A 2,091-nucleotide genomic window follows, 5' to 3' on the forward strand; every position below is an offset into this window, starting at 1 on the left:
AGCGCAGCGCTTTAATGGGCTTGTTAGGTGACGTCGCCGCTAAAGAGCAAGGTTACCCCCAATAAATAACAAAGACAAAACGCAAACCAACCAAGTAAATATCCCTAAGAATAGCCACTTGAACCCTCTATTTTTGAGCGCGACACCTTCCTCTGAAAAGTAGGTGTTGCTGAGGAAAAGAAATGGCAATGTCCTAACTAAAAACGGTTTTTCGCAGAACCTTAATGCTTCACTGAAGTTCTTCGCAATATTAACTAGGCACCAAATGAAAACTACGGCTCCTGGCAGAATTATTAATCCACGAAGCAAAGTGTCTAAATTCATGGAGTCACCTAACACCCCCATAAGGGGCAATTACCTGTAGGCTAAAATACGGAGCGAAGCGGAGGGAGCCTACAGGTAAGTGTCCCAGCGCAGCGCGTTAATGGGCTTGTTATGCACCTACTCGGCAGTTTCTATACAGGCCTCAAACATTCTTGAATACACTTTTATATCTCTTATTTCAGGTTTGTGTGTCAATTCGCTTTGGTTGCTGTAAGTGTATATATACTCTAACTTTCTATTATCAGTTAGGTGAGAGTAAACTCTTTCTACATACTCAGCATCCAAGATAAAGTTTGGCAATGTAGGATCAAAGTTAGTAACTTTATCGAAATATATGACTTCTTGCCCTAATACGAGGCGCACGGAGTCGACTGTAATTTTGTGCCTTTCTGCTCCATAAGAAGGCAATACAGTAATCATATGAAGTAAACCTTCATTATTTTTACTATAAAACTCCAAATCAGACTCTTTAAAACTAGGCCGTTTCCTGAAGAAATTGTAATAAAGCCCAACGGTCGACTGATGATCATTTGGAACTGTACTGTTTTCGAAAACTGAACTTTTCAGTTTCAAGACACAGCCGTATTTATTCAAATTGACTTCATTTATCTGGCTTTCCGAATCAAAAGCAGATGAGGAGAAAGCAATTATTATTAGTAAAATTGAAGTTAAGACTTTCATAGGTGCATAACACCCCGATAAGGGGCAATTACTTGCATGCGAAAATCGCGGAGCCGCATGCGAGGAATTGTCCCAGCGAGCGAAGCGAGTGAGCTTGATCGGCTTGTTAGATTTTTGCAATGAGTCCAAAAACAACAAGTACGGCACCTCCACTTAACCACCATGTAAACATTCTTTTGATAGTTTCAACATTAAACCCTTTAAGCCCAAACACCCAGATAAAACTTGAAACCGAAAAAAGCAAAGCCGTAATAATAATAAAAATGACTTTTACCGTATCTGCTGGTTCAAACAATACAAAAGCGATCACAGAAAGCAAAAAAAGAGCTGCGTGAGAAACTCCAGTTAATGCAGCACTCTTGATAGTTGCATTTGATTTAGCGTTATTCTTCAAAATAGAACCGATGGTGAGTCATAAATCTAACGCCCCGCATAAAGGGCAGCTAGCTGTGGGCTAAACTTGCGCGCAGCGCGAGCCCACAGGTAGATGTCCGCGCGAGCGCAGCGAGTTTTAATGCGATTGTTAGGTACCATTCCGCTGTTGCCTCTTATCTGCAAGTTTCCAACCATACCAACATGCCGGAAGCATTACTGCCGCGCTAACCATAGCATTAATGTCGGTCTCAAATACTGCAAAAATTAAGAAGAAAATTGAAAATATACCAAAAATTGCACACCAAAATTTAATGGCAAATGGAGATATTAAACCGCCAGTTTTACGATGTTTGCGGAAAATAAGTCGATATGCGAGTTGTGCAAACCAAAATCCAGTTAGAGCCAATACTATGGATCCGCCAATAGAGGCAAATGATAACGATGCATTTGAAGCTACTAAAAAGATTAAGCCGAAGAAAACTAATGAGATTAGGAAAGTAACTATTCCGAGCAATACTTCACTGAAACGTCCTGTCGATTCTTGATAATCCATTTATCTTCCTTGGTACCTAACGAATGATATGGACTCCCCACCCTTAATCGGCATCGATGTGCCATAGTGAAATTGCGAGATTTCAAAATATAAGCGGAGAGTCCATATGTCTATTAAAGTCCTTGGCATTGATTTAGCCAAATATAATTTTAGTATCC

Annotated in this window: 3 protein-coding genes; all 3 read right to left on the bottom strand. The window is 40.2% G+C overall.

What is annotated here, in order from left to right; genetic code table 11:
* Nucleotides 1-441 precede the first annotated feature (441 nt).
* A complete protein-coding gene (locus CSH92_RS16895; protein WP_100658829.1) occupies nucleotides 442-1,005 on the bottom strand; it encodes a hypothetical protein in 564 nt (187 codons plus the stop codon).
* A gap of 106 nt (nucleotides 1,006-1,111) precedes the next feature.
* The gene (locus CSH92_RS16900; protein WP_100658830.1) at nucleotides 1,112-1,399 is read right to left on the bottom strand and encodes a hypothetical protein; all 288 of its coding nucleotides are present in this window, start codon (nucleotides 1,397-1,399) and stop codon (nucleotides 1,112-1,114) included.
* Nucleotides 1,400-1,528: 129 nt separating this feature from the next.
* Nucleotides 1,529-1,933 carry a hypothetical protein gene (locus tag CSH92_RS16905; protein ID WP_100658831.1) on the bottom strand — a complete coding sequence of 135 codons (405 nt, stop codon included), beginning with the start codon at nucleotides 1,931-1,933 and terminating at the stop codon, nucleotides 1,529-1,531.
* Nucleotides 1,934-2,091 lie beyond the last annotated feature (158 nt).

This window comes from Neoalteromonas flava (assembly GCF_002807685.1).
In the GTDB taxonomy this organism is placed as follows: domain Bacteria; phylum Pseudomonadota; class Gammaproteobacteria; order Enterobacterales; family Alteromonadaceae; genus Alteromonas_E; species Alteromonas_E flava.

Excerpts from the sequence above, each read along its gene's own strand:
- CSH92_RS16895 (WP_100658829.1), bottom strand. The coding sequence starts at position 1,005 with ATGAAAGTCTTAACTTCAATTTTACTAATAATAATTGCTTTCTCCTCA.
- CSH92_RS16905 (WP_100658831.1), bottom strand. The coding sequence starts at position 1,933 with ATGGATTATCAAGAATCGACAGGACGTTTCAGTGAAGTATTGCTCGGA.